Below are 24,344 nucleotides of genomic sequence, written 5' to 3'. Positions count from 1 at the left end.
ATGGACGAAGAGCCAGGATTTCGGGACGCCGCAGAGAGGCGCCGCTTCGAGCTGGATGTCGGCGGGGAGACCGTCTTCGCCGATTACCGCCGCGAGCCGGGCACGCTCGTGATCCGCTACGTGTTCGCGCCGCCAGCCCTGCGCGGCACGGGCGCGGCGGACCGGCTGATGAGCGCGGTTGCAGCCAGGGCCCGACAGGAAGGGGCCCGCATCGTGGCGACCTGTCATTACGCGCATTCCTGGCTCCGCAGCCACAAGGCCCATCGCGACCTTCTGGCCAACTGAGCCGTCCGCGTGCGTGGGGCCGTCCCGAGGGACGGGCCTCACGGCCGACCTGAGGCGCAGGCGCGGAGTTCGGGGCGCCTCTCCCGACGGGAAGGCGCCCCGGGACCGGCTGGCTCAGACGAACAGGAAGTCGCCGGAGCTGAGGTGGGACGTGTGGACGCCCTCGAGGACGAGCTGATCGGCGCCGATCTGGATCACGACGTTGCCGTCGACGTTCTTCGCAGCGGCCATCAGGGCCTTGAAGTTGGCGAACAGGTCGTTGTCGACCTCGATCCGATCCTGTTCCCGGCCGCGGGCGGCGAAGTCTTCGATCCAGTCGACCCCGTTTCCGGCTTTGAAGACGAAGGTGTCCGAACCGCGGCCGCCCCAGATGTGATCCGTGCCGGCGCCGCCATCGATCCTGTCGCTGCCGGTTCCGCCCCAGATCGAGTCGTTCCCGGCGAGACCGAACAGCTTGTCGTTCCCGCCTCCCCCGTCGATCTTCTCGCCCGCGGAGGTCCCGGTCAGCGTGTTCGCGCGCGAGTTGCCGTTGAGATCCGAACCGGTCGTGCTGGCCGGAGGCCGCGGCTGTGGTGCGGCGGGCGCCGACGGTACCGACGGCGTGCTCGGCACTCCGGGCGTGCTCGGGAGTTCGGGCGTCGCCGGCGCTGCGGGCGTCGTCGGAGCCGGCTGGGCCGGGGCCCCGCCGACGGGCGCGCCCGTCGTGCTCGACACGTAGATGGCCGAAGCGTCGCCCGTTTCCGTCCAGTCGAACACGTTCTGGATATGGGGTCCTGGCGTCGCGCCGCGCGCCTCCGTGATCTGCATCGAATCGCCGCTCTCGTCCCAGGCGATGTTCTGGGGGTTGCCGGGGTTGGTGTAGGTCGCGTTCACGTACGTGACGTTCTCACCGGCCGAATTGAAGATCAGAGCGTTCGACAGGCTTTCTCCGCGACCGCCCTGACTGGCATCGATGTTGTCGAAGGAACGGACGTTGGTGAAGGTCACGTCGTTCGAATAGGAGCTGAACGCTCCGTTGCCCATGTGGATGGTCGTGACGTCCGTGACCCGGCCGCCTTCGGAATTCCCCTCGAACATTACGCCGGCACCGCTCGGGGAATTGTTGCCGTCGATCACCCCGCGCGCGATCGTCACATTGGCGCTGTTGATGACCGAGATGTTGTCCTCGGGGTGGGACTTGTTCGGGTCGTTGTAGTTGTAGAAATCCGTCAGCGAGCTGTTCGGAGAATTGAAGAACTGGACGAGCTGGCCCGCAGGGTAAGGCCCCTGCATGTTGTAGCCCTCGATGAACGAAAGCTGGGCGCCCGGCGAGTTGCCGACATAGATGCCGACCTCGCTGTTCTCAAGCCGCACGTGGTCGATCCGGAGCCCCGTCACGTCGACGGCGTTGATGCCGGTCGTCTCCTGCTGCTCGCCGCCCGAACCGGTGGGCGGGCTGGTATTGATGATCTGGCTGTCGGAGATGGTGAGATTCCTGACGTCGTCGGCCTCGATGGCATTTCCGTTCGCGTGATGAACTATCACGTTCCGGATGACGACATTGTCATGATTGACGGTGATCGGAACTCCGGACTCCACCCATATGTCAAGATTTTCGATGATTTGACCATCGTGGGTCGTGGCTATCGGCGCGGTCGTGTACGTTAGTCCGGCGGGAGTTACTGCCATCAAATCCGTCCTTTGTTGATGATCATCGCCCCAGAGCGACAGGGTGGGCGTTTGATTCACCAATCGTGGCCAGAATACGGCAGAAAACGTGCTTTTTATGTCCCCACATTGGTTGATCTTGCCGTTAATCAAGACTACCAGCAGATGATTCGCGCTGTGCAGTTAGATAATTCGGATTATATCGTCTACACCTAAAGAACAGCGTTTTTCCCAAGCCAGTTGTACGACCCCTGGGGTACCCCCAAATTTCCTTAGCGGTCAATAATGGATGAACGACGACGGCGTAATGCGATCCGATTCGTACGTCGGCCTGATCTGCGCTCCCCTCCGGGCCCAAATAAAAAGGCCGCCCCGAGAGGCGGCCCTGAAACGTCTCGGTTCGCTGGCTGAATCAGCGCGAGTAGAACTCGATGACCAGGTTGGGCTCCATCTGCACCGGGTACGGCACCTCGGACAGCCCCGGAACGCGCGTCAGGCGCGCCGTCATCTTCGCGTGGTCGACCTCGATGTAGTCCGGCACGTCGCGCTCGGCGAGCTGGCTCGCTACCACGACGACCTCGAGCTGCTTGGAGCTGTCCTTCAGCTCCACCACGTCTCCGGGCTTCACGAGATAGCTCGGGATGTTCACGCGCCGTCCGTTCACCTTCACGTGGCCATGGTTCACGAACTGACGGGCTGCGAAGGGCGTGGCGACGAACTTGGCGCGGTAGACGATCGCGTCGAGACGGCGCTCCAGCAGGCCGATCAGGTTCTCGCCTGAATCGCCCTTCATCCGGATCGCCTCGCCGTAATAGCGGCGGAACTGCTTCTCGGTGATGTTGGCGTAGTAGCCCTTCAGCTTCTGCTTGGCGCGCAGCTGCGTGCCGAAGTCGGACATCTTGCCCTTGCGGCGCTGTCCGTGCTGACCGGGTCCGTATTCGCGGCGGTTGACGGGGCTCTTCGGGCGGCCCCAGATGTTCTGGCCCATGCGGCGATCGAGCTTGTGCTTCGCCGTAATCCGCTTCGACATTCCTTGTCCTTCAGTTCGCGTTCGTCGATGTGAACGCGCCCTCCTCTTCCCGGGCCGGCCAGGGGCCGGAGGGACGACAGACCCGGAGATCCGGGTCACGGGTGCGCGAGAAAGCACGCGCGACCCGATGGACCGCGCGGACGGCCTTATCTAGCCGCTCGGGAGCTCAAGTCAATGGCCGGTCGCATCCAGCGGAAAGGGATCGATCACGGTCTTCGGCAGCCCCCGCGCGGCGAGTGCGGCGCGAAGTGCGTCGTCCAGGCCCTCGCCTCCCGTGAACACGGCCAGCCGCCCGCCCTCCTGACGGAGGCCGTCGTATTGCATCGGCGCCTGAAGAACCTCCGTCATGCGACGCGCGATGGCCGGCGCGGGGTCGATCCATGTCACGGGCCAGGGTGCCAGGCCGCGCAGGCGAGACAGCAGAAGCGGGTAATGCGTGCAGGCGAGAACGACGACATCCGTCCGCCCGTCCTCATCCTCGACGAAGCAGGGCGCGATCTCGGCCGCGAGTTGGTCCTCCGCGACCGGCGCTCCGCGGAGTTCCGCCTCCGCGAAGGCGGCGAGCCGGTGCGAGCCGACGAGCTCGACGCGGCACCCGCCGGCATAGGCCTCGATCAATCCGCGGGTGTAGTCGCGAGCGACGGTTCCCGGCGTGGCCAGGATCGAGATCCGTCGCGTCCGGGAGGCGGCCGCGGCAGGCTTGATCGCGGGCACCGTGCCGATGAAGGGGAGATCGAAATGGCTGCGCAGATGCGGAAGCACGAGCGTCGACGCCGTGTTGCACGCCACCACGACGAGATCGGGCGAATGGACCTCGACGAGGCGCCTCATCACGCCGAGCACGCGCGCGACCAGCCCGGACTCGGTCAGGCGGCCATAGGGAAAGCCCGCATCGTCCGCGACGTAGATGAAATCGGCGTCGGGGCGCGCCGTCAGGAGCTCGGAGAAGACCGTCAAGCCGCCGAGCCCGGAATCGAAGGCCAGGATGCAGGGGCTGCGGCTCGGGATGACCACGGGAGCCTGCGAGATTCCGGCGAGAAGGTCGGCGAACATTGAGTACGGGCCGGGATGGACCCGCGAAGCCTAGGCCCGACCCGTTAACAGGATGCAACGCATTCGCGCGGTCTCGTCAGCGGCGCTGCCGCTTGGTCTGGCGGGTCACCGGCATCTTGGTCGGGGCGGGAGCCGCGCGGACCGCCGGCGCCGTGGCGGTGGCGTCCACCGGGCGCGGGTTCTCCGCATGGAGGCGACGGATCGGCCAAGTGTCGCTCCAGCGCTGCATGTCCAGGAAGTTCGGATCGCTGCGGAGAGCCGCCAGGTCGCCGGAGCCGTTGAAGGCGGCATCCGCCGCCATGTCGAAGGTCTTCCAGAAGGCCAGGTAGTCCAGCGCGTCGATCGGATTGCGGCCAAGCTGCGCCAGGAGCACGTGCTGCTCGCCGGACAGCACCATGTCGGGCGACCATTTCGGCTGCGGCTGGCGCGGCGCCCGCCGGTCGACCGGCGGGTCCGGCTCGACCTTGATCCCGGCGGCGTCGTAGGCGGACATGGGGGAGCCGGGACTGGCCAGCGTCGCCGAGAGGCTCGGGAAGCCGTGATCGTCCGAGGCGACGCGCATGAAGAGCTTGCGGTTCGGCGGCACCTCGCTCGCTTCCCGGAGAATGCGGCGCGAGGCGCGGTCGCTCGCCTGGAACTCGCGGTCGCCGATCATCGTGATGATGGCGGTCGAAGGGTCGATCTTCGACAAGCTCGCGAGCTGGATGCCGCGCGACTTCTCGTCAGACGCGATGCCGCCGACCATGGTGATGAAGACGAGCTTCGGCACGGGCAGGTCCGCCGCCGCGGCCTCCGCCGCGAGATTGGCGGCGACGCCGCCGCCCGCGGAATGACCCAGATACGCCACTCTGGAGAGATCGGGCCTCGCCGCCGGATCTTCGGCGAGGGCCGCGAGCGCATCCTTCACGAGCGCGGCCGCATTCTTGGTCGCATCGACCGGCCGGGTGCGGCCGACGGTCTGGAAGGCGGGATAGAGAACGAGGTAGCCCCGCCGGGCGAGGTGGTCGATCCAGCCGCCGTACAGCGATGGGTTCACCGCACCCCAGGCGTGAAGGAAGACCACGACCGGACGTGCGGCCTGCGGCTCGCTGGCCATGTGGAAGACGTAGGTGGCGGCGCTCGCCCGCCCGACGGATCGCTTGACGATCTCGGCATCGGGATTGTCCGCCCCGCCCGGCATGCCGGCCTTGGGCTGAGGCGGCTGGTTGGCCGCGAGAGCCGGGCCGGGCAGCGCCAGACAAGCGAGAAGACCAAGGACGAAGCGGCGTTGCATTCCGAAGGCGCTCACATGCGCGGAAGGGACCGCCCGATCCTGTAGCAGAGATTGCCGAAGCGGTCGTTACGCTTTTCGGGTGCGGCGCAGCTCGGCGAGGGCCCGGATCGCTCCGCGCCAGGTGCGCACGTCCTGCTCCGTCGGGCCCATGCGGTGGAACATGTCGCGCATGTTGCGGGCCATCACGGGTTTCTTGTCGGGCGGGTAGAACGCCGCGGCCTCGAGCTCCGCCTCGAGGTGCTCGAACAGCCCGATCAGGGAAGCCCGGCTCGCGGGCGGGGTCGCGGGATTGGCCTCGAACGGCAGCGCGAGGCCGCGGCTCGCGCGCGTCCATTCGTAACCGACGAGCAGGACGGCCTGGGCGAGGTTGAGCGACGCGAAGGCGGGATCGACCGGAAAGGTGACGAGCGCGTCGCACAGCGAGATATCGTCGTTCTCGAGGCCCGTCCGTTCGCGGCCGAACAGGATGCCAGTCCCCTGCCCTGCCCGGCTGCGCAGCGCGAGATCGGCCATGGCCGCATCCGGGGCGAGAACGCGCTTCATCTGGCCGCGCGAGCGGGCACTCGTGGCCAGAACGCAATGGAGATCAGCGACGGCAGCGGCGGTGCTCGGGTAGACCTTCGCCTTGTCGAGCAGTGCGGTGGCTCCCGCCGCGGCTGCCACGGCGGCCGGGTTCGGCCAGCCGTCCCGCGGTGCGACGAGGCGCAGCTCGGACAGGCCGAAATTCGCCATCGCCCGCGCCGCCATGCCGATATTCTCGCCGAGCTGCGGCTCGACCAGGATGATGGCGGGGCAGCCGGCTCCGCTGTCCGTGACGCTGTTCACGGCTGCCATTTGCCACGGCGGCCCGGGGCTGCGCTATGGTGGGCGAACAATGCTGGGAGGATCTCGCATGCGTGTTCCGATGGTCGCAATGGCGCTCGTCGCCACCCTGCCCGCCGCGGCTCAGGCGGCCTGCCCCTCCGACCAGGAGGTCGCCCGCTTCACCTCCGAGTGGCTGGGGAAGCAGCCTGCCAAGGGTATGCCGGTCGAGACGATGGAGGATGCCGCCTGCGCCCGCGACAAGGTCGTCGCAGCCCTGGAGAAGAGCGGCGGCAAGGTCGTCGGCTACAAGGCTGCGCTTACGGCCAAGGCGGTGCAGGAACGCTTCAAGGCGAGCGCGCCTGTCGCCGGCGTGCTTCTCGACACCATGATCCTGCCGGACGGTGCGACGGTGCCGGCGAGCTACGGGGCCCGTCCGGTCTTCGAGGCCGACATGCTGCTCGTGGTCAAGGACGAGGGCATCAACGATGCCCGGAGCCCGGAGGAAGCGATCAGGCATATTTCCGCCATGCGGCCCTTCATCGAGCTGCCTGACCTCGTGCTCGCGCCGGGTGAGAAGCTCGAAGGCGTGCAGCTCCTGGCCATCAATGCCGGCGCCCGGCTCGGCGTGGCCGGAGCCGAGGTGCCGCTCCAGCCGACACCCGAGACCGTGAAGCTGCTGGCGGAGACCAAGATCGTCCTCGCGGACGCCTCCGGTCAGACGATCGCCGAAGGAACGGGCTCGGCCACCCTCGGCAATCCGCTCAACTCGGTGATCTGGCTCGCCACCGATCTCGCGAAAGTCGGACGCAAGCTGAAGGCCGGCGACCTGGTGAGCGTCGGCTCGTTCTCGCCCCTCACTCCCCCAAAGCCCGGCCAGACCGTCAGCGTGCGCTATGACGGCTTCCCCGGCACGCCCAAGGTCTCGGTCACCTTCAATTAGCCGGGCTGCCTCTACGGCATCTCGATCAGGGCCCCGAGCTTCGCCGGGTCGGGATTGTCGCCGAGCTTCATGCGCTTGGCCGCGATGATGGTGCCGTTGAGCTCGCCGCCGAACAGGAACATCGCCGCAAGCCAGTAGAGGAAGACGAGCGCGATCATGGCGGTCGCAAGGCCGCCATAGGTGGTGAAATAGGCGCCCGCGAAATTGTCCAGGTAGCGGCTGAAGGCCAGGCCGCCCAGCAGCCACAGCACCAGCGTCACGGTGATGCCCGGCAGGGTATCGCGCAGGCGGCGCCGGCCGGCCGCGATGAACTTGTGCGCGACGGCGAGCGCGCCGACGATGAGGAGAGTCGCGATCCCGTAGCGGAGGAACGTGATGGTGACCCCGAAGGGCTCGAGCGCCGGCACGCGCGCGGACAGCCAGCGGTACAGGAAGGGCCCGAGCACGACCAGGAACGCGAAGCCCAGCATCGCGAAGGCGCCGAGGATCACATAGGCGATCGACTCGAGCCGGGTGACCCACCAGGCCCGGACCTCGCGGATGCCGTAGGCCCGGTTCAGCCCGACGCGCAGGCTCTCCACGCCCGAAGACGAGAAATAGAGTGCGAGCACCGCGCCGAAGGTGACGACGTCCCGCCGGCTCTGGCTCAGGACGTTGTGCACCTCGCCGGCGATCGGGCCCGCAACCTCCTTGGGCCACGCCTCCAGGATGATGTTCGCAGCCTCGTCCGCGAGCGGGGCCGTGCCGAAGAGCGGCGCGAGCGCCGTGAGCAGGATGAGGAACGGAAAGAGCGATGTGAGCGCGGAGAGCGCGATGTGGCTCGCGATCGCCCAGCCGTCATGCAGGACGAAGCGCTGGAAGGCGAGCGAGAGCAGTTCGAGAAAGAATCGCGGACGGAACACGGGGCGGCCTTCCGGCCGGCAGATGGCAGCCGCTGCCGTGAGGCGCAAGTCGGGCGCCGCCTGCGCCCAAAGCCGGATCGCCTGACCGTCCGGGCTGGGCTACAGCCCGGGACCATGCCGGCGCGCCTCGACCAGATCCTGATCCCCGGTGCGTTCGTCCTCATCTGGGCGACCGGCTTCGTGGTGGCGCGCCTCGTCGCACCCTATACCGAGCCGCTCATCTTCCTGGCGATCCGGTTCGGGCTCGCCACCGCGATCCTGGCCGGCGCGGCGCTTGCGGCGGGAGCACCGTGGCCGCCGACCGGGCGGGCCTGGCGGGATGCGATCATCGCCGGGATCCTGCTGCACGGGATCTATCTGGGCGGCGTCTTCTGGGCGGTCCGGCACGGACTTCCCGCCGGCATCTCCGCGCTGATCGTCGGGTCGCAGCCGCTGCTGGTTGCCCTGCTCGCGCGTCCACTTCTCGGCGAGCACGTTCCGCCCCGACGATGGGCGGGAGTGGGCGCCGGCTTCATCGGCTTGGGGCTCGTCCTCGGGCCGAAGATCGGCGGAGCGGGCGGCTATTCCGTCGCGCCGCTTCTCGTGTGCCTGGTCAGCTTGGCCGGCATCACGGCCGGAACGCTCTGGCAGAAGCGGACGGGTGGAGCGCTCGACCTCCGGTCCGGAACCGCCGTGCAATATGTGGGGGCGACGCTCGTGGTCCTCGCCGGAAGCCTCGCGACGGAGGAGATGCGGATCGAGCCCGCGCCCGCCCTGCTGTTCGGGCTCGCCTGGTCGATCTTCGGCCTGTCGATCGGGGCGATCGCGTTGCTGCTCGTCATGCTGCGGCGCGGGGCAGCGGTGGGCGTCTCGTCGCTGCTCTTCCTCGTGCCGCCGGTCTCGGCGCTCATGAGCTACGCTTTGTTCGGGGAGACGTTGACCGTCATCCAGCTCGTCGGGATGGCGCTTGCTGCTTTCGGCGTAGCGCTCGCAGCCCGGGCCTGACTACCCGTCGCCGCCATTCCGCGTATTGTGCGCCGCACAGCCGAGCTTTCAGGGTCCCGCATGTCCGCTGCCTCACCGACGCCCCGCCCCGTGGGCGACCTCGCCTCCTTATCGCGGACGGCGGCACCGGATCTGCACGCGCTCGTCGCCGAGGCCGGGCGGCGTCTCCGCTCGAAGCTGCTGGAGGGTGGGCGGCTCTCCCCGGCCCGCCTCGATGCCGAGCAGCACGCGGCCCATGCCCTCGCGTGGCTCTCGACCTACGCGACCGCGATCGGAGAGCTCGCAGCCTATGCCGAGCGTATGGCCGCCGAGGGCCGGTTCGGCGAGACGGAGGAGCTGCTGGTCCGGATCGGGATGGGCGAGTATCTCGACCAGGCCTTCTCGGGGATCCCGATGAGCCAGGTCGAGACGGCCCGCCTCGCCGATCTCGGGCTCGTCGCTCGCGAGGCCGCACGCTTCCGGACGGACGCGATCGAGACGCTGATCGAGGCCGGGAACACCCCCGCGAACCGGGCGCGGCTCGCCGAGTTGATCGGCCAGACCGGCGGCGGCGTGGTCGGCGATCCGGGGCTCGACGAGACGCTGGAGGCCATCCGCACGGAGATGCGGCGCTTCGCGGAAGCCGAGGTCGAGCCGTACGCGCACCAGTGGCACCTGAGGAACGAGTACATCCCGCTCTCCGTCATCGGCCAGATGGCGGAACTCGGCGTCTTCGGCCTCACGATCCCCGAGGAGCACGGCGGCATGGGCCTCTCGAAGGTCTCCATGTGCGTCGTGTCGGAGGAGCTGTCGCGGGCCTATATCGGCGTCGGCTCGCTCGGCACGCGATCGGAGATCGCGGCCGAGCTGATCCTCGGCGGCGGGACGGAGGAGCAGAAGGCGCGATTCCTGCCCCGCATCGCCTCGGGCGAGCTCCTGCCGACGGCCGTCTTCACCGAGCCGAATACCGGCTCCGATCTCGCCTCGCTGAAGACGCGGGCCGTGAAGGAGGGCGAGGTCTGGCGCATTTACGGCAACAAGACCTGGATTACCCATCCGGTCCGGGCGGACATCATGACGATCCTCGTCCGAACCAATCCGGACGAGCCGGGCTACAAGGGCCTTTCCATCCTCATCGGCGAGAAGCCGCGCGGCACGGACGCCGATCCCTTCCCGGTCGAGGGTCTCACGGGCGGCGAGATCGAGGTGCTCGGCTATCGCGGCATGAAGGAATACGAGCTCGCCTTCGACGGCTTCGCGGTGCCCGCCGCGAACCTGCTGGGCGAGGTCGAGGGCCAAGGCTTCCGCCAGCTCATGCAGACCTTCGAATCCGCCCGCATCCAGACGGCCGCGCGAGCGGTCGGCGTCGCGCAATCGGCGCTGGATGTCGGGTTGAGATATGCGCAGGAGCGGCAGCAATTCGGACGGCCGCTGATCGCCTTCCCGCGCGTCGCGGACAAGATCGCCATGATGGCGGTCGAGACCCACATTGCCCGCCAGCTCACCTATTTCGCGGGCCGCTCCAAGGACGAGGGAAGGCGGTGCGACCTGGAGGCCGGCATGGCGAAGCTGCTCGCCGCGCGCATCGCCTGGTCCGCCGCCGACAACGCGCTGCAGATCCATGGCGGCAACGGCTTCGCGCTGGAATATCCCGTCAGCCGCCTTCTCTGCGACGCCCGCATCCTGTCCATCTTCGAGGGTGCCGCCGAGATCCAGGCCCAGGTCATCGCCCGCCGGATCCTCGAAACGCAGTAAGGCGGCGTTCGGTACATGGCCGGGCTCGTCCCGGCCATTCGATCGTCGGGATCCTCGGGTCGAGCCCGAGGATGACGCGCCCCGCGCGTCACTTCGTGATCTTCACCGAGACCGGGTCGCTGCCCGGAAAGGTCTCGTCGACGGCGTTGTCGAGCTTCTCGTCGAGGTTCTCCTGCGAGTTCTCGGGCAACTTGTGGTCGTCCGACCTCGCCTTGGCGCCGAAGCCCGTCTTGCGATCGCCGTCTGTCTCCGCGGCCTTGCGCGTATCCAGGTTCATAGGTCGTCTCCGGTCTGTTTCGTACGGAGGCAACGCCCGCCGGCCGGAACCGATCCAGTCCGGGCCCGCATTCAGGAACCGAGCGCGGCCCGGATCAGCGCGAGCGCCTCGGGCGAGGCCCACTCGGCCGGGCCCGACATGTGGCCGAGCCGGCAGCCCGCCGGGTCGACCAGGACGGTGGTCGGCATGCCTTCCGCCAGGCCGGCGCGGCGCAGGTCCTGGAAGATCTTCGCCTCGTGATCGGTGTAGTAGGCGAGGTTGTTCACGCCGGCCTGGGCGAGCCAGAGCCTCGGCCGTTCGACGTTGCGCGTATCGATGTTGACGGCTGCGACCTCGAAACGCGGGCCGCCGAGTTCGGCCTGCAGCCGGTCGAGCGCGGGCATCTCCCGCTTGCAGGGCTCGCACCAGGTCGCCCAAAGATTCAGGAGCACCGTCCGCCCGCGGAAGCTCGCGAGGTCGCGCCGCGTCCCGTCCGGGGCCTGGAAGGAAAAACCGGGCGCCTGCACCGGCTCGCGCGAGACCTCGAAGGCTGCGACCTCTCCCCGCGCGAGCGGCCGCAGGCGCTCAAGGACGGACGCGGAGGCGGCGCAGCTCGCCTCGCCGCGGTTGCCCCACAGCCGAGCCGTCCCGTATAGGCCGGCCCCTGCGGCGAGAAAGGCGAGCACGGCGATGCCGGCCAGGATGGGCCGGCGCAGAGGCGTGCGGGCGAGGATCTTCAGCATGTCGAACCGGATGTGGGGCGGGCGCTACGAGAGCGGCCCAGCCGAGATCATGGAGGAGATCAACGCCTCCATCGATTTCGACAGGAAGCTCGCGCCGCAGGACATCCGCGGCTCCCTGGCGCATGCCGCGATGCTCGGCAAGACGGGCATCCTGCCTCAGAGCGATGTCGAGGCGATCACGCAGGGGCTTCGGACGGTCCTCGGCGAGATCGAGGCCGGAAAGATGGCCTGGTCGCGCTCGCTCGAGGACATCCACATGCATGTGGAGAGCCGGCTCAGGGAGCTGATCGGTCCGGCCGCGGGCCGCCTTCACACCGCGCGCTCGCGCAACGATCAGGTCGCGACCGACATGCGGCTCTGGATGCGCGACACGATCGACGCCGTCGACGGGCAGATCGCCGACCTGATGCTGGCCTTCGCGGAGGCGGCGCGCGCCCATGCCGGTCTCGTCATGCCGGGCTTCACCCATCTGCAATCGGCGCAGCCGGTGACCTTCGGCCATCACCTGCTCGCCTATGTCGAGATGCTCTCGCGCGACCGCGGCCGCTTTGCCGATGCGCGGCGGCGGCTGAACGAATGCCCGCTCGGCGCCGCCGCGCTTGCCGGCACGTCCTTCCCGATCGACCGGCACATGACGGCGGAAGCGCTCGGCTTCGACCGGCCGACCGCGAACTCGCTCGATTCCGTGTCCGACCGGGATTTCGTGCTTGAGGCGCTCGCGGCCGCGGCGATCACGGCCGTGCATCTCTCGCGCTTCGCCGAGGAGATCGTCCTGTGGACGACGCCGCAATTCAACTTCATCGCGCTGTCGGACGCCTTCACGACCGGCTCCTCCATCATGCCGCAGAAACGCAATCCGGATGCAGCCGAGCTCGTGCGCGGCAAGACCGGGCGCGTCGCCGGCGCGCTCCAGGGTCTGCTCATGGTCCTGAAGGGGCTACCCCTCGCCTATGGCAAGGACATGCAGGAGGACAAGGAGGGCGCCTTCGACGCCATGCAGACGCTGTCCCTCTGCCTTGCCGCGACCGCCGGCATGGTGCGCGACATGAAGCCGAACGCGGACGCGATGAGGAAGGCTGCCGGCGCGGGCTACGCGACCGCGACCGACCTTGCCGACTGGCTGGTCCGTGCGCTCGGCCTGCCCTTCCGGGACGCGCACCACGTGACCGGCCGGCTCGTCGGCCTCGCCTCGGCGCGCGGGATCGGGCTGGAGGAGCTTTCGCTCGCCGAGATGCAGGGCGTCGAGCCTCGGATCACCGACGAGGTATTCGAGGTGCTGGGGACCGAGGCATCCGTCCGCAGCCGGCGCTCCTACGGCGGAACGGCGCCCGACAACGTCCGTGCGCAGGCAGAAGGCTGGCTCGCCCGTCTTCGCGGCAGCGCGGCCACTTAGGCGATCTCGCCTCCGCATCCGCCCTGTGCTTATGGTGCCTCGCGACCGCCGGGATCCCTCGATGACGACACGACTCCACCCCCTCGGACGAGGCCTGCTCCTCTCCCTGGCGGCGCTGCTTGCGCTCGGGCTCTCGGGCTGCGGCCGGCGCGGACCGCTCGAACCGCCGGAGGCCGCCGCCTCCGCTCCCCCCGCCGCGGCGGCTCCGGCGGACCCGCGGCTGCGGCGAGGCGGGACCGCGGCGGGCCAGGCGGCCCCGCCCTCGACCACCCTCGCGACGCGGCCGGGTGCCGTGGTCGAAGACGCGCCCGACGACGAGGACGACGAGGCGGAGACGCTGCAATCGGTGGTCCCGACGCCCAATCCGACCCCGCGCAAGCGCAACCGCGGCTATGTCGTCCCGAACGAGCCTTTCGTCCTCGACCCGCTGCTCTAGCCGATGCACCATTTCGAGTACCGGCGCGGCGTGCTTCATGCCGAGAACGTCGATCTGCGCATGCTCGCCGACGAGGTCGGCACGCCGTTCTACTGCTACTCGACTGCGACGCTCGAGCGGCATTACCGCGTCTTCGCAGCTGCCTTCGCAGATGCCGATGCGCTCGTCTGCTACGCGCTGAAGGCGAACTCGAACCAGTCGGTCATCGCCACCCTCGCCCGCCTCGGCGCCGGCACGGACATCGTCTCCGAGGGCGAGCTCCGCCGCGCGCTCCTCGCCGGCGTGCCGGCCGAGAGGATCGTCTTCTCGGGGGTCGGCAAGACAAAGGCGGAGATGGCGGCCGCACTCGATGCCGGCATCCTCTGCTTCAATGTCGAGAGCGAGCCCGAGATGGAGGCGCTCTCGGAGGTGGCGGTCTCGAAGGGGACGGTCGCGCCGGTCTCCGTCCGGGTGAACCCTGACGTGGATGCCAGGACGCACGCCAAGATCTCGACCGGCAAGAGCGAGAACAAGTTCGGCATACCGATCTCGCGCGCCCGGCATGCCTATGCCAGGGCCGCGGAGCTCCCGGGCCTGCGGGTGACCGGCGTGGACATGCATATCGGCAGCCAGATCACGGATCTGGATCCATATGCGAACGCGACCGAGCTCATGGTGGAGCTCGCGCGCGACCTCATGGCCGAAGGGCACCGGCTCACCCATCTCGACCTGGGTGGCGGCCTCGGCATCCCCTACAAGCACGACGATCCGCCGCCCCCCGACCCCGCCGCCTTCGCGGCCGTCGTCAAGGAGAAGACGCGCGGGCTCGGCCTCAAGCTGATCTTCGAGATCGGCCGCATGATCGCCGGCAATGCCGGCATCCTCGTCACGCGTGTCGTCTTCGTGAAGGAGGGCGAGGATCGGACCTTCGTCATCGTCGATGCCGGCATGAACGACCTCATCCGGCCGACGCTCTATGAGGCTCATCACGATATCGTGCCCGTGGCCGAGCCTGCGGCGGGCGCGGCCCGGATCACGGCCGACGTGGTCGGTCCGGTCTGCGAGACCGGCGACTATCTCGCCCTGGGACGCCGCATGCGGCAGCCCGCACCGGGCGACCTCCTCGCCGTGATGACCGCCGGCGCCTATGGCGCGGTGCAGGCCGGCACCTACAACACGCGCCCGCTCGTTCCCGAGATCATGGTGCGCGCCGAGAGGTACTCCGTGGTCCGGCCGCGCCAGACCTACGATGAGCTGATCGGCATGGACCGCCTGCCGGACTGGCTGGTCTGACGACGCCAACCGGACGAAAGGGGGCGCGCCCGTCGGCCGCGCTGGCCAGGGCGGATAAAGTTGCTATCTTGCCCGGGTGAGCGCTCCTGCTTCCTCGGGGCCGAGATGCGCCTGACTCGCGGCCCGAATCCCGCCGAAATCCCGGACAGCCCTGCCCGGGCGCGGCTCGACGCCCTCGTTGCGGGCTCCCGCCGTGCGCTTCTGTGGGAGCGGCTCTGGCCCGCCCTTTGGGCACCCTTCACGGTCGTGCTCGTGTTCCTCGCCGCGTCCTGGCTCGGGCTATGGCTCGACCTGCCGGTGACCTGGCGGCAGGTCGGTCTCGCCCTGTTCGGGCTCGCCTTCCTGACGTCGCTCTACCCGCTCCTGCGGGTTCGGCCTGCGCCGCGGGATGCGGCGCTTGACCGACTCGACCGCGATTCGGCCACGGCGCACCGCCCCGCGCGCAGCTACGAGGATAGCCTCGCGCTCGGCGCGGATGACCCGGCGAGCCGCGCGCTCTGGGACCTGCATCGCAGGCGCGCCGAGGCGGCGATCGCCCGCCTTGCGGTCGCGCCGCCCCACCCAAACATGCCGCGGCGCGACCCGCGCGCCATCAGGGCCGCTGCGCTCGTCGGTGCCGTCGCCGCCCTGTTCGTCGCGGGACCGGAAGCGGGGCGCCGCATCGCGGCGGCTTTCGACTGGCGCGGCCCGGCCGCGGCGGGGCCGATGTTCCGCGTGGATGGCTGGATCGACCCGCCGCTCTACACGCGGCTGCCTCCGCTGATGATCGATCTGGCGGCGGGCGAGCAGCGTCTCAGGGCACCGGTCGGATCCACGCTCGTGATCCGCGTCGCCGGGCGCGGCGACGCCGAACTGCAGCCCGGCGGCGGCTTCGCTCCGCTCAAGCCCGCCGAGGACCAGAAGCCTGATCTGAAGGAAACCCGCTTCAAGCTGACCGGATCGGCGGAGCTCGGGATCCGTACCGGGCTCACCGGTGCGATGCGGCTCTTTGTCGAGGCTATCCCGGACCGTGCGCCGGAGGTGACGATCGCGGGGCCACCCGAGGTGAACGCCCGCGGCACCTTCTCCATCACCCATACGATGAAGGACGATTACGGGATCAGCGCCGCCGAGGGCCTGGTCGAGAAGCCGGACCTCGCAGGCCGCCGCTCGCTTGTTCCCCCTCCTCGGATCACCCTGACCCTTCCGGCCGATTCCCGCTCGGGCGAGGAGACGAAGTCGGGGGTCGACCTTACGGCCCATCCCTGGGCTGGCGCGCGGGTGAAGATCACGCTCCTCGCCAAGGACGAGGCCGGTCAGGAAGGCCGCAGCCAGGCGATCGAATTCACGCTGCCGCAGCGCCCGTTCACGAAGCCGCTCGCCAAGGCGCTCGTCGAGCAGCGCCGGAACATCATCCTCGACCCGGACAATCGCCGTCCGGTCCAGATCGCGCTCGATTCGCTCCTCATCGCGCCTGAACGGTTCACGCCCGAATGGGGCGTGTTCCTCGGGCTGCGCGCTGCAGCGGAGCGCTTCCGTCGGGCCCGGAGCGACGCCGACCTGACCGAGGTCGCCGACTGGCTCTGGGCCATGGCGCTGCAGATCGAGGACGGCGACCTCTCCGACGCGGAGCGGGAGCTCCGCGCCGCGCAGGAGCGGCTGCGCGAGGCGATGGAGCGGGGCGCGAGCGAGCAGGAGATCGCCCGGCTCACCGAGGAGTTGCGCCAGGCGATGGACCGCTTCCTGCGCGAATTCGCCGAGCGCATGCAGAACCAGCCGCAGGACGGACAGCAGCAGATGTCGCGCGCGCCGGACCGCGTCATCAGCCAGGACGACCTCAACCGCATGCTGAACGAGATGCAGGAGGCAATGCGGCGCGGCGACATGGCCGAGGCGCAACGCCTGCTCGATCAGCTCAGGAATATTTTGGAGAACCTCCGGACGGCACAGCCGAACTCGCGCATGAGCGATCCCATGGCGCGCGAGATGAACCGGCAGATGGAGGAGATGGACAACATGATCCGGGAGCAGCAGCAGCTCCGGGACGAGACCTTCCGGCAAGGCCAGAACCGCCGCGACCGCCAGGGTGCCCGCCAGGGACAGCGGCAGCGCGGCCCGGGCCAGCGGCAGCAGCCTGGGCAACAGGGACAGCAGGGCGACCAGAGCGAGGACGGCGAGCAGGACAGCGCCGAGAACGGCCAGGACGGTCAGAACGGCCAGGGCCTGAGCCGGCGCCAGCAGGCGCTACGCGAGCGCCTGCAGGAATTGCAGCGCCGGATGCGCGGCATGGGGATGCAGGGCGAACAGGGTCTCGCGGACGCCGAGGGCGCCATGCGGGAGGCGGAAGGTCAGCTCGGCCAGGGCCGCGAGGGCAGCGCTGTCGAATCGCAGGGTCGCGCGCTGGAAGGCCTCCAGCGTGGCATGCAGGGCATGGCCCAGCAGATGCAGCGCATGATGGGCCAGAACGAGGGCGAGGGCGAAGGCGGCGAGCCTTACGGGCCGGGCAACCCGCAAGGCCGCGCTCAGAACGATCCGCGCAACGACGATCCGCTCGGGCGCCCCACCCGCAGCCGCGAGTTCTCGGACGGGCGCGTACGCATTCCCGGTGCAAACGAATCTGCGGTCGAGCGTGCCCGCCGGATTCTCGAGGAGCTGCGCCGCAAGCTCGGCGATCCGACGCGCCCCCAGGAGGAGCTCGATTATTTCGAGCGCCTGCTCCGCCGCAACTAACTGGACATCTAGGACCTGCCACCCGTGTCGGGATCGAGCTTCGTCGTCCTCCTTGCGACGCTTGCCGTCGCGGCCGTGCTGCTTCTCGGCCTCGGCAACATGATGCGGGGCGGCCCCGCGCAGAGGTCGCAGAGCCTGATGCGCCTCCGCGTCCTGCTCCAGTTCGGCGCGATCGTGCTGATCATGATCGTGCTGTGGTGGCGCGCCGCCTCCGGGGCGTGAACTGCGCCGATTGAGACGGTCCATGGTCACGCTCAACCGCATCTACACCCGCGCCGGCGACGGCGGCCGCACCGCGCTGATCGGCGGAGAAACCCGCCCGAAGCATGATCTCAGGATCGAGGCCTATGGCACTGTCGACGAGACCAACGCGGCGATCGGGCTTGCCCGGCTGCATACAGGATCCGAGCCCTCGCTCGACGCCATGCTCGCGCGGATCCAGAATGATCTCTTCGATCTCGGGGCGGACCTCGCGACGCCGCAGGTGGAGCGGAAGGGGCGACAGGACCTTCGCATCGCGGAGAGCCAGGTCGAGCGGCTCGAGGCCGAGATCGACGCGATGAACGCCGAGCTCCAGCCGCTCCGCTCCTTCGTGCTCCCCGGCGGAACGCCAAGCTCCGCCTATCTCCATCTCGCCCGCACGGTCTGCCGGCGGGCGGAGCGGCTGGTCACCGCGCTCGCCGACAGGGAAGGCGAGTTCGTTTCGCCCGGCGCGATCAAGTACCTGAACCGACTCTCGGACCATCTCTTCGTGGCGGCGCGCCACGCAAACGCGCGTGGTGCTTCGGACGTGCTCTGGGTGCCGGGGCAGAATCGTCAAGGGTGATCGCGGCTCGCGTTGCTTTCGGCCAGTCGCGACTTTACCGTCCGCCCCCTTTCGTGATTGAGGGTCCGCAAGCGGTCGCGCTCCCCAGTGCGGCGCAGCCCTCCTGGCAGGTCGAGATCGAAGGACGCGTTTGCGATGAAGGTGCTTGTGCCCGTGAAGCGGGTGATCGACTACAACGTGAAGGTTCGCGTGAAGCCCGACGGCTCCGGCGTCGAACTCGCGAATGTGAAGATGTCGATGAACCCCTTCGACGAGATCGCCGTCGAAGAGGCGATCCGGCTCAAGGAGGCCGGCAAGGTCACGGAGATCGTCGCAGTCTCCATCGGTCCGCAGCAGGCGCAGGAGACGATCCGCACCGCCCTCGCGATGGGCGCCGACCGGGGCATCCTGGTGAAGACGGACCAGACGGTCGAGCCGCTCGCGGTCGCCAAGCTCCTCAAGGCCGTGGTCGCCGAGGAGAATCCCTCGCTCGTGATCCTCGGCAAGCAGGCGATCGACGACGACGCGAACCAGACCGGCCAGATGCTGGCTGCTCTGCTCGGCTGGCCGCAGGGCACCTTCGCGTCGAAGGTGGAACTTTCGGACGCCTCCGTCGACGTGACGCGCGAGGTGGACGGCGGCCTTCAGACCCTCACGCTCAAGCTGCCGGCCATCATCACGACCGACCTGCGGCTCAACGAGCCGCGCTACGCGTCGCTGCCGAACATCATGAAGGCGAAGAAGAAGCCGATCGCGGAGACGAGCCCGGAGACGCTCGGGGTCGATATCGCGCCGCGGCTGAAGGTGCTGAAGACCGTCGAGCCCGGTGGCCGCAAGGCGGGCGTGAAGGTGGGCTCCGTCGCCGAGCTCGTGGACAAGCTGAAGAACGAGGCGGCCGTCCTCTGACGGCGGCGCGGACAGGAACGGATTGATGACAACGCTGCTCGTTGCCGACCACGACAACGCGTCCGTGGCGGATGGAACCAAGAAGGCGCTCTCCGCGGCGAGGGAGCTCGGCGCGCCGGTGCACGTACTCGTGGCCGGCGCGGGCTGCCGCGCCGCGGCGGAGGCCGCCTCCAAGCTCGAGGGTGTCGAGAAGGTGCTCCTTGCCGAGGAGGCCCGCTACGACCACGCGCTGGCGGAGCCGCTGGCCGCCCTCGTCGTCTCGCTCGCACCCCAGTACGACGCGCTCGTTGCGGCCGCGACCACGACGGGGAAAAACGTGATGCCCCGCGTCGCGGCCCTGCTGGACGTGATGCAGGTGTCGGACGTGACCAAGATCGTCTCGCCCGATACCTTCGAGCGCCCGATCTATGCCGGGAACGCCATCCAGACCGTCCAGGCTACGGATGGAAAGAAGGTGATCACGGTCCGGACGGCGGCCTTCAAGGCGGCCGGCGAAGGCGGCTCCGCGCCGATCGAGACGGTTTCTGCCGGCGAGGATCCAGGGCTCTCCACCTTCAAGGGCGAGGCGATCGCGCATAGCGAGCGCCCGGAGCTGACCTCGGCCAAGATCATCATCTCGGGCGGACGCTCGCTCGGCTCCACGGAGAACTTCAAGACCTATATCGAGCCGATCGCCGACAAGCTCGGGGCCGCGATGGGCGCCTCGCGCGCCGCTGTCGATGCGGGCTACGCGCCGAACGACTGGCAGGTGGGCCAGACAGGTAAGGTCGTCGCTCCCGACCTCTACATCGCGGTCGGTATTTCCGGCGCGATCCAGCACCTCGCCGGCATGAAGGACTCGAAGGTCATCGTGGCGATCAACAAGGACGAGGAGGCGCCGATCTTCCAGGTCGCCGATTACGGTTTGGTCGGCGACTTGTTCAAGATCCTGCCGGAGTTGGACCAGGAACTCGGCAAGGCGCAACGCTGACCAGGTCGCGGCGAGGATAGGCAAAGGGGCCATGGCTACTGAGATCAAGACGGTCGGCATCATCGGCGCGGGGCAGATGGGCAACGGGATCGCCCATGTCTGCGCCCTCGCGGGGCTCGATGTGCGGCTGAACGATCTCACGCTGGACCGGATCAACCAGGGTCTCGCGACGATCAACGGCAACCTCGCTCGCCAGGTTGCTCGCGGCGCGATCACGGACGAGGAACGCAAGGCGGCCCTCGCCCGGATCAAGCCCGCCGAGAGCTACGAGGAACTCGGGAGCTGCGACCTCGTGATCGAGGCCGCGACCGAGGACGAGAAGATCAAGCGCGAGATCCTGCAGAAGCTCTGTCCCGCGCTTCGGCCGGACACGATGATCGCGACGAATACCTCCTCGATCTCCATCACTCGCCTCGCCGCGGCCACGGACCGGCCGGAGAAGTTCATCGGCATCCATTTCATGAATCCGGTGCCGGTGATGCAGCTCGTCGAGCTCATCCGCGGCATCGCGACGGAAGAGCCGACCTTCGAATCGGCCTGCGAGCTGATCGCGAAGCTCGGCAAGACCTCGACCGTCGCGGAGGACTTCCCGGCCTTCATCGTCAACCGCATTCTCCTGCCGATGATCAATGAGGCGATCTATACGCTCTACGAGGGCGTGGGCTCGGTCGACGCGATCGACACGGCCATGCGGCTTGGTGCGAACCATCCGATGGGCCCGCTGCAGCTCGCGGATTTCATCGGGCTCGATACCTGCCTCTCCATCATGCAGGTGCTGCACGAGGGGCTGGCGGATTCGAAGTACCGCCCCTGCCCGCTCCTGGTGAAATACGTCGAAGCCGGCTGGCTCGGCCGCAAGACGAAGCGCGGCTTCTACGATTACCGCGGCGAGACCCCCGTCCCGACACGCTGACGGCCCAGGCCGCTTCACCGGCCCGAAAGGCCCCTCGGCGAGGATGGGCGCATGTCGATATCTCCCGCAAGCCTCGCCGCGACGCTCCTCTCCATGCATGCCGCAGCTACCCAGCAGGCGATCTCGGCTGCGATGGTGAAGCAGGAGGCGGATGCCGAAGCATCCGTGGTCGGGCTCGTCGAACGGGCGCTCGAGGCGAGTAAGACGGGCTCGCCGCCTCCCGGCCAGGGTCTCGCGGTCGATCTCACGGTGTGAACGTCACTCGACCCACAGATCGCAGGAGAGGTGCCACTCGATCGCGAGCGAGGCGGCATCGGCGCCGAGATTGATGCCGTATCCGCCTCCGCCGCCGGTCTTCCGACAGATCGAGCAGTAGCAGAGCTGACGGGGGGCACGGCGTGTGGCTCCTGGACGGAGAATCTGACCGCGCCGCAGCGGCACGATCCCTCGATCGTGACCGGGGCATGTCCGCCCCTCCCTCAACCCCTTGTGAATGCGGCAACTCTGCTCGGCGCCCAAGCTTCACAACCCCGTCACGAAACCTGTAGATTGCTCCCGTGCGAGCCCCGTGGCCTCTCGTCCATCCGGAGGAGGTGTTTTGACGGTTCACGTGCAGCCTACGGTCAGCGCGGAAGCGTGTCCGGCGCTGGTGCTCAACGCCGATTACAGACCGCTCAGCTATTTCCCCCTGTCGCTCTGGTGCTGGCAGGACACGATCAAGGCGGTGTTCCTCGACCGCGTGAACATCGTGTCGGAATACGACAGGACCGTGCGGAGCCCTTCCTTCGAGATGCGGCTTCCCTCCGTCGTCTCGCTCAAGACCTACGTCCAGCCTGCCCGCAATCCCGCCTTCACCCGCTTCAACGTGTTCCTGCGCGACCGCTTCACCTGCCAGTATTGCGGCGCGCGCGAGGATCTCACCTTCGACCACGTCATCCCGCGGTCGAAGGGCGGGCTTACGACCTGGGAGAACGTCGTCGCGGCCTGCTCTCCCTGCAATCTCCGCAAGGGCGACCAGCTTCCCCGCGACGCAGAGATGTGGCCCCGTCAGGCGCCCTATGCGCCGGACCTCCACGACCTCCACCGGGCGGGCCGCCATTTCCCGCCGAACTTCCTGCACGAGAGCTGGCTGGACTACCTGTACTGGGATACCGAGCTCGAGCCCTGAGGCCCTATCGCCCCCATCGCCGCGATCGCGGCGATCAGGAGCGAGGCGAGCACGTTCCAGCCGGCGAGCGAGAGGCCGAGAAGGCGCCACGCAGCCTCCGTGCAGCTCACGACCCGAACGTCGTCGAGCTGCTTCAGGAAGTCTCCGACCGCGCCCGGCGCCTCGCCCGTCCCGCCGCCGCAATCGGAGGGGCCGAGGAACCAGCCCCATTCGACCCCGGCATGGTAGGCGCCGAGGCCCGCGCTGCCGAGAAACACGAGCGCGAGCACGACGAGGCCGGGCCGCAGCAGGGAGGCTGGCGCAACCGCAACCAGAAGCGCGAGGGGGATGCCCCAGTAATAGGGCTGGCGCTGCCAGAGGCACAGCTTGCAGGGCACGAGCCCTAAGACGTGCTCGGAGACGAGCGCGCCGCCGATCGTCGCGAGGGCGAGGGCGAGAACCGCGGCCGCCGCCCGGCGCGGGCTGATGCTGTCCAGCATGCGGCGCCTCAATACAGGAACTTGATGGCCGCGAACCCGCCGATGATGAAGACGGCGAGGATTGCCGTCACGGCCCCGAGATGGCGATCGAGCAGGAGCTTGATCGGTCCGCCATACCGTCCGAGGAGCGCCGCCAGCACGGCGAAGCGCGCCCCGCGCGTGATGATCGACAGGACGGTGAAGGCCAGCAGGTCGTAGCCGGCGAAGCCCGACGTAATCGTGACCAGCTTGTAGGGGATCGGCGTGAAGCCCTTGAGCAGGATGATCCAGGCTCCGTACTGGTTGTAGGCGGCCCGGAACGCCTCGGCGCCGGCCTCCAGGCCGTAGAGCTGGAACAGCCACTTGCCGACCGAATCGTAGAGGAGCGCGCCGATCGCGTAGCCGACAAGGCCGCCCGCTACGGAGGTCACCGTACAAAGCGCGGCATAGAACCAGGCGCGGTCCGGCCGCGCGAGCGCCATGGGGACGAGCATCACGTCCGGCGGAATCGGGAAGAACGAGCTCTCCGCGAAGGAGACGGCGCCCATCACGTAGGGCGCGCTCGGCCGCCCGGCGATGCGGAGCATCCAGTCGTAGGTCTTGCGCAGCATCCAGTCTCGGCCCCTCGAACGGCGCGCCGTTTGACCACACCGCCGGAAGGCTGGCCAGCGCGGCACGGTCGCAGCCTGCGCCCGGTTTGACCCTTCGATCCCGCCCATGATAGGCGCGATTTGGCCCCTGTGGCGGAACTGGTAGACGCGCCCGACTAAAAAGAGGTTTGTCTACCAATCCACAGAAATCACGACGAGTTGAAATTGTCGTATTTTTAGGCGGTTGCGGAAGGTGAAGGAAGAGAGGTTGAAGCTGTCGAAAGTGGGCTAGGTGCATTATAGGTGCAGAGAGCCTGGGCTACTAACGGCGGCAAAAGTGCGGGCGTGGCGAAACGGTAGACGCAGCGGATTCAAAATCCGCCGTAGCAATACGTGTCGGTTCGAGTCCGACCGCCCGCACCATGAAGCAAAGTCTCCAGACGATTGGTTCAGACTCCAGCCAGGGGCGCCGGCTGCGCAGCCGGCCATGATCGGCAGCGTTCGGTCAGCGTGGTCTAACAGGTTCGATACAGGCCGCGTCGCGCGCCGGATTGCCTAATTCCACGCGCATCGAAGACTTGCCGCGCCGCTTCGATCTCAGCTCGTTTGTCCGTCGCCCACCGTGCCAGGTGAGCTAGCGGCCTGGTGAGCGACCGACCGAGTTCCGTCAGTGCATAATCGACGCGCGGCGGCACGGTCGCGCGCGAGCCTCTCGGAATAATGGCGGGGCGCGCTCGGGAATGCCGGATGAGGCCAATCCGGCCGCTTGCGGCCGGACGGTCTTCAAGCAGAAGCGCGGAAGCGCCTCGTCCCTCCGCACCGCACCGGCATAGGTGTTGAGGCGCAGTCCTGTCAGCGATCCACCGAGAGGTCTACCTTGGACGTACCGCCCTCGCCGGCAATTTCGGCGCCACGAACGCATGGTCGGCCGGGTAACGGCCTCGGCGATCACCTCGGCGCGCTCGCCGTCGGTCTTCCGGGCTTCATATGGGCCTTCACGTACGCTCGCGGCATGAACCGCATCTCGTGGCCGATCGCCATCAGTTCATGCGCCCAGTGGTGGACTGAGGCGC

The 24,344-nt window shown here is 68.4% G+C and carries 26 protein-coding genes, 1 tRNA gene and 1 pseudogene; 16 read left to right on the top strand and 12 right to left on the bottom strand.

Annotated elements, in window-relative coordinates; all coding sequences use genetic code 11:
* Nucleotides 1–285: a GNAT family N-acetyltransferase gene (locus HJG44_RS06305; RefSeq protein ID WP_171217518.1), complete on the top strand. Its 285-nt coding sequence runs from the start codon at nt 1–3 to the stop codon at nt 283–285.
* 114 nt (nt 286–399) lie between these two features.
* Here the strand turns inward: HJG44_RS06305 and HJG44_RS06300 are convergent, their stop codons facing one another.
* From HJG44_RS06300 to HJG44_RS06280, 5 genes are all read right to left on the bottom strand, one after another.
* The gene (locus HJG44_RS06300; protein ID WP_430395035.1) at nt 400–2,085 is read right to left on the bottom strand and encodes a hemolysin; all 1,686 of its coding nucleotides are present in this window, start codon (nt 2,083–2,085) and stop codon (nt 400–402) included.
* Nucleotides 2,086–2,344: 259 nt separating this feature from the next.
* Entirely contained in the window at nt 2,345–2,962 is a 618-nt protein-coding gene (gene rpsD / locus HJG44_RS06295; protein ID WP_171217517.1) for a 30S ribosomal protein S4, read from the bottom strand.
* A gap of 171 nt (nt 2,963–3,133) precedes the next feature.
* Nucleotides 3,134–4,015 carry a glutamate racemase gene (gene murI / locus HJG44_RS06290; RefSeq protein WP_171217516.1) on the bottom strand — a complete coding sequence of 294 codons (882 nt, stop codon included), beginning with the start codon at nt 4,013–4,015 and terminating at the stop codon, nt 3,134–3,136.
* Between the two features lie 76 nt (nt 4,016–4,091).
* Nucleotides 4,092–5,288: an alpha/beta hydrolase family protein gene (locus HJG44_RS06285; RefSeq protein WP_171217515.1), complete on the bottom strand. Its 1,197-nt coding sequence runs from the start codon at nt 5,286–5,288 to the stop codon at nt 4,092–4,094.
* Between the two features lie 66 nt (nt 5,289–5,354).
* Nucleotides 5,355–6,113 carry an RNA methyltransferase gene (locus HJG44_RS06280; RefSeq protein ID WP_346767108.1) on the bottom strand — a complete coding sequence of 253 codons (759 nt, stop codon included), beginning with the start codon at nt 6,111–6,113 and terminating at the stop codon, nt 5,355–5,357.
* A 67-nt stretch (nt 6,114–6,180) separates the two neighbouring features.
* On the opposite strand from HJG44_RS06280, the gene HJG44_RS06275 reads away from it, so the two are divergent.
* Nucleotides 6,181–7,032 carry a 2-keto-4-pentenoate hydratase gene (locus tag HJG44_RS06275; RefSeq protein ID WP_171217513.1) on the top strand — a complete coding sequence of 284 codons (852 nt, stop codon included), beginning with the start codon at nt 6,181–6,183 and terminating at the stop codon, nt 7,030–7,032.
* A gap of 11 nt (nt 7,033–7,043) precedes the next feature.
* On the opposite strand, the gene HJG44_RS06270 is transcribed toward HJG44_RS06275, so the two are convergent.
* Nucleotides 7,044–7,934 (bottom strand): YihY/virulence factor BrkB family protein, encoded by an 891-nt coding sequence (locus HJG44_RS06270; RefSeq protein WP_346767107.1) that lies wholly within the window; start codon nt 7,932–7,934, stop codon nt 7,044–7,046.
* 114 nt (nt 7,935–8,048) lie between these two features.
* Between HJG44_RS06270 and HJG44_RS06265 the strand changes: the two genes are divergently transcribed.
* Nucleotides 8,049–8,918: a DMT family transporter gene (locus tag HJG44_RS06265; RefSeq protein ID WP_171217512.1), complete on the top strand. Its 870-nt coding sequence runs from the start codon at nt 8,049–8,051 to the stop codon at nt 8,916–8,918.
* 60 nt (nt 8,919–8,978) lie between these two features.
* Nucleotides 8,979–10,652 carry an acyl-CoA dehydrogenase family protein gene (locus HJG44_RS06260; RefSeq protein WP_171217511.1) on the top strand — a complete coding sequence of 558 codons (1,674 nt, stop codon included), beginning with the start codon at nt 8,979–8,981 and terminating at the stop codon, nt 10,650–10,652.
* 88 nt (nt 10,653–10,740) lie between these two features.
* Here HJG44_RS06260 and HJG44_RS06255 read toward each other — a convergent pair whose 3' ends face one another.
* Both HJG44_RS06255 and tlpA read right to left on the bottom strand, forming a co-directional pair.
* A complete protein-coding gene (locus HJG44_RS06255) occupies nt 10,741–10,929 on the bottom strand; it encodes a hypothetical protein (protein WP_246736093.1) in 189 nt (62 codons plus the stop codon).
* Nucleotides 10,930–11,000: 71 nt separating this feature from the next.
* A complete protein-coding gene (gene tlpA / locus HJG44_RS06250; protein WP_171217510.1) occupies nt 11,001–11,651 on the bottom strand; it encodes a thiol:disulfide interchange protein TlpA in 651 nt (216 codons plus the stop codon).
* On the opposite strand from tlpA, the gene argH reads away from it, so the two are divergent.
* The 10 genes from argH (at nt 11,650) to HJG44_RS06200 (ending at nt 21,310) form a co-directional block, all read left to right on the top strand.
* Complete coding sequence (argH, locus tag HJG44_RS06245) at nt 11,650–13,044, top strand: argininosuccinate lyase (RefSeq protein WP_171217509.1); 1,395 nt, start codon at nt 11,650–11,652, stop codon at nt 13,042–13,044. The genes tlpA and argH overlap by 2 nt on opposite strands.
* A gap of 61 nt (nt 13,045–13,105) precedes the next feature.
* The gene (gene lptM, locus HJG44_RS06240) at nt 13,106–13,480 is read left to right on the top strand and encodes an LPS translocon maturation chaperone LptM (protein WP_171217508.1); all 375 of its coding nucleotides are present in this window, start codon (nt 13,106–13,108) and stop codon (nt 13,478–13,480) included.
* Nucleotides 13,481–13,483: 3 nt separating this feature from the next.
* Entirely contained in the window at nt 13,484–14,752 is a 1,269-nt protein-coding gene (gene lysA / locus HJG44_RS06235) for a diaminopimelate decarboxylase (RefSeq protein ID WP_171217507.1), read from the top strand.
* 105 nt (nt 14,753–14,857) lie between these two features.
* Nucleotides 14,858–17,461: a TIGR02302 family protein gene (locus HJG44_RS06230; protein ID WP_171217506.1), complete on the top strand. Its 2,604-nt coding sequence runs from the start codon at nt 14,858–14,860 to the stop codon at nt 17,459–17,461.
* A gap of 24 nt (nt 17,462–17,485) precedes the next feature.
* Complete coding sequence (locus tag HJG44_RS06225) at nt 17,486–17,683, top strand: twin transmembrane helix small protein (RefSeq protein ID WP_171217505.1); 198 nt, start codon at nt 17,486–17,488, stop codon at nt 17,681–17,683.
* Nucleotides 17,684–17,705: 22 nt separating this feature from the next.
* Complete coding sequence (locus HJG44_RS06220) at nt 17,706–18,287, top strand: cob(I)yrinic acid a,c-diamide adenosyltransferase (protein ID WP_171217504.1); 582 nt, start codon at nt 17,706–17,708, stop codon at nt 18,285–18,287.
* Nucleotides 18,288–18,422: 135 nt separating this feature from the next.
* Nucleotides 18,423–19,172 carry an electron transfer flavoprotein subunit beta/FixA family protein gene (locus HJG44_RS06215; RefSeq protein WP_171217503.1) on the top strand — a complete coding sequence of 250 codons (750 nt, stop codon included), beginning with the start codon at nt 18,423–18,425 and terminating at the stop codon, nt 19,170–19,172.
* Between the two features lie 25 nt (nt 19,173–19,197).
* Nucleotides 19,198–20,142, top strand: a complete 945-nt coding sequence (locus HJG44_RS06210) for an electron transfer flavoprotein subunit alpha/FixB family protein (RefSeq protein WP_171217502.1) — start codon at nt 19,198–19,200, stop codon at nt 20,140–20,142.
* Nucleotides 20,143–20,173: 31 nt separating this feature from the next.
* Entirely contained in the window at nt 20,174–21,055 is an 882-nt protein-coding gene (locus tag HJG44_RS06205) for a 3-hydroxybutyryl-CoA dehydrogenase (protein ID WP_171217501.1), read from the top strand.
* A 51-nt stretch (nt 21,056–21,106) separates the two neighbouring features.
* The gene (locus tag HJG44_RS06200) at nt 21,107–21,310 is read left to right on the top strand and encodes a hypothetical protein (protein WP_171217500.1); all 204 of its coding nucleotides are present in this window, start codon (nt 21,107–21,109) and stop codon (nt 21,308–21,310) included.
* A gap of 36 nt (nt 21,311–21,346) precedes the next feature.
* Here the strand turns inward: HJG44_RS06200 and HJG44_RS23575 are convergent.
* Nucleotides 21,347–21,507, bottom strand: a pseudogene (locus HJG44_RS23575) (GFA family protein); the annotation flags it as partial.
* A 146-nt stretch (nt 21,508–21,653) separates the two neighbouring features.
* Between HJG44_RS23575 and HJG44_RS06195 the strand changes: the two are divergent.
* Nucleotides 21,654–22,223: an HNH endonuclease gene (locus HJG44_RS06195; RefSeq protein WP_171217499.1), complete on the top strand. Its 570-nt coding sequence runs from the start codon at nt 21,654–21,656 to the stop codon at nt 22,221–22,223.
* On the opposite strand, the gene HJG44_RS06190 is transcribed toward HJG44_RS06195, so the two are convergent.
* Together HJG44_RS06190 and HJG44_RS06185 are read right to left on the bottom strand one after the other, a co-directional pair.
* The gene (locus HJG44_RS06190) at nt 22,190–22,702 is read right to left on the bottom strand and encodes a disulfide bond formation protein B (RefSeq protein WP_171217498.1); all 513 of its coding nucleotides are present in this window, start codon (nt 22,700–22,702) and stop codon (nt 22,190–22,192) included. The genes HJG44_RS06195 and HJG44_RS06190 overlap by 34 nt on opposite strands.
* 8 nt (nt 22,703–22,710) lie before the next feature.
* The gene (locus tag HJG44_RS06185; protein ID WP_171217497.1) at nt 22,711–23,292 is read right to left on the bottom strand and encodes a YqaA family protein; all 582 of its coding nucleotides are present in this window, start codon (nt 23,290–23,292) and stop codon (nt 22,711–22,713) included.
* A gap of 318 nt (nt 23,293–23,610) precedes the next feature.
* On the opposite strand from HJG44_RS06185, the gene HJG44_RS06180 reads away from it, so the two are divergent.
* Nucleotides 23,611–23,694: transfer RNA gene (locus HJG44_RS06180), tRNA-Leu, on the top strand.
* A gap of 92 nt (nt 23,695–23,786) precedes the next feature.
* Here the strand turns inward: HJG44_RS06180 and HJG44_RS23975 are convergent.
* On the bottom strand, nt 23,787–23,990 hold the full coding sequence (locus HJG44_RS23975) for a winged helix-turn-helix transcriptional regulator (protein WP_346767133.1): 204 nt from the start codon (nt 23,988–23,990) through the stop codon (nt 23,787–23,789).
* Nucleotides 23,991–24,344 lie beyond the last annotated feature (354 nt).

The sequence above is a fragment of the Enterovirga aerilata genome (assembly GCF_013044135.1).
Classification (GTDB): domain Bacteria; phylum Pseudomonadota; class Alphaproteobacteria; order Rhizobiales; family Beijerinckiaceae; genus Enterovirga; species Enterovirga aerilata.
The sequence above is the reverse complement of the archived record's forward strand: the minus strand, read 5'-3'. Positions and strand labels throughout refer to the sequence as shown.

Excerpts from the sequence above, each read along its gene's own strand:
- murI (WP_171217516.1), bottom strand. The coding sequence starts at position 4,015 with ATGTTCGCCGACCTTCTCGCCGGAATCTCGCAGGCTCCCGTGGTCATC.
- argH (WP_171217509.1), top strand. The coding sequence starts at position 11,650 with ATGTCGAACCGGATGTGGGGCGGGCGCTACGAGAGCGGCCCAGCCGAG.
- HJG44_RS06305 (WP_171217518.1), top strand. The coding sequence starts at position 1 with ATGGACGAAGAGCCAGGATTTCGGGACGCCGCAGAGAGGCGCCGCTTC.
- rpsD (WP_171217517.1), bottom strand. The coding sequence starts at position 2,962 with ATGTCGAAGCGGATTACGGCGAAGCACAAGCTCGATCGCCGCATGGGC.
- HJG44_RS06230 (WP_171217506.1), top strand. The coding sequence starts at position 14,858 with ATGCGCCTGACTCGCGGCCCGAATCCCGCCGAAATCCCGGACAGCCCT.
- HJG44_RS06200 (WP_171217500.1), top strand. The coding sequence starts at position 21,107 with ATGTCGATATCTCCCGCAAGCCTCGCCGCGACGCTCCTCTCCATGCAT.
- HJG44_RS06190 (WP_171217498.1), bottom strand. The coding sequence starts at position 22,702 with ATGCTGGACAGCATCAGCCCGCGCCGGGCGGCGGCCGCGGTTCTCGCC.
- HJG44_RS06185 (WP_171217497.1), bottom strand. The coding sequence starts at position 23,292 with ATGCTGCGCAAGACCTACGACTGGATGCTCCGCATCGCCGGGCGGCCG.
- tlpA (WP_171217510.1), bottom strand. The coding sequence starts at position 11,651 with ATGCTGAAGATCCTCGCCCGCACGCCTCTGCGCCGGCCCATCCTGGCC.
- HJG44_RS06255 (WP_246736093.1), bottom strand. The coding sequence starts at position 10,929 with ATGAACCTGGATACGCGCAAGGCCGCGGAGACAGACGGCGATCGCAAG.
- HJG44_RS06265 (WP_171217512.1), top strand. The coding sequence starts at position 8,049 with ATGCCGGCGCGCCTCGACCAGATCCTGATCCCCGGTGCGTTCGTCCTC.
- lptM (WP_171217508.1), top strand. The coding sequence starts at position 13,106 with ATGACGACACGACTCCACCCCCTCGGACGAGGCCTGCTCCTCTCCCTG.
- HJG44_RS06220 (WP_171217504.1), top strand. The coding sequence starts at position 17,706 with ATGGTCACGCTCAACCGCATCTACACCCGCGCCGGCGACGGCGGCCGC.
- HJG44_RS06275 (WP_171217513.1), top strand. The coding sequence starts at position 6,181 with ATGCGTGTTCCGATGGTCGCAATGGCGCTCGTCGCCACCCTGCCCGCC.
- HJG44_RS06215 (WP_171217503.1), top strand. The coding sequence starts at position 18,423 with ATGAAGGTGCTTGTGCCCGTGAAGCGGGTGATCGACTACAACGTGAAG.
- HJG44_RS06260 (WP_171217511.1), top strand. The coding sequence starts at position 8,979 with ATGTCCGCTGCCTCACCGACGCCCCGCCCCGTGGGCGACCTCGCCTCC.
- lysA (WP_171217507.1), top strand. The coding sequence starts at position 13,484 with ATGCACCATTTCGAGTACCGGCGCGGCGTGCTTCATGCCGAGAACGTC.
- HJG44_RS06285 (WP_171217515.1), bottom strand. The coding sequence starts at position 5,288 with ATGCAACGCCGCTTCGTCCTTGGTCTTCTCGCTTGTCTGGCGCTGCCC.
- HJG44_RS06205 (WP_171217501.1), top strand. The coding sequence starts at position 20,174 with ATGGCTACTGAGATCAAGACGGTCGGCATCATCGGCGCGGGGCAGATG.
- HJG44_RS06210 (WP_171217502.1), top strand. The coding sequence starts at position 19,198 with ATGACAACGCTGCTCGTTGCCGACCACGACAACGCGTCCGTGGCGGAT.